The following is a 344-nucleotide window of genomic DNA, read 5'->3' as shown; positions in this document are numbered from 1 at the left end:
TGGTGGCGGTGGAACAATCGCATACATAATGGCTAACTACGGAATGCAGGTAATAGACTGTGGTGTAGCAGTACTTAACATGCATGCTCCATATGAAGTAGGAAGCAAAGCAGATATATACGAAGCAGTAAGAGCTTACAAAGCGTTCCTTTTAAATGCATAATAAAAGCTTAGTTTAGTGTATATTTTTATAAATAATTAATATAAAATGCTGCTGAATATATTTCAGTGGCATTTTTTTATTCTTAAGGAAATTATAATAATTTAAAACTGTGGAAAACTTGTGTATAATAGTAATATGAATGTATTGAAAAAGCGAAAAGATGAAAAAATAATTAATAAAA

Annotated in this window: 1 pseudogene; it reads left to right on the top strand. The window is 29.4% G+C overall.

Annotated features, from left to right (window positions below):
- A pseudogene (locus ACK2WN_RS12330) lies at positions 1-163 on the top strand (aminopeptidase); the annotation flags it as partial.
- Positions 164-344: the final 181 nt, after the last annotated feature.

The sequence above is a fragment of the Peptacetobacter sp. AB800 genome, assembly GCF_047807365.1.
Classification (GTDB): Bacteria; Bacillota; Clostridia; order Peptostreptococcales; family Peptostreptococcaceae; genus Peptacetobacter.
The sequence above is the reverse complement of the archived record's forward strand: the minus strand, read 5'-3'. Positions and strand labels throughout refer to the sequence as shown.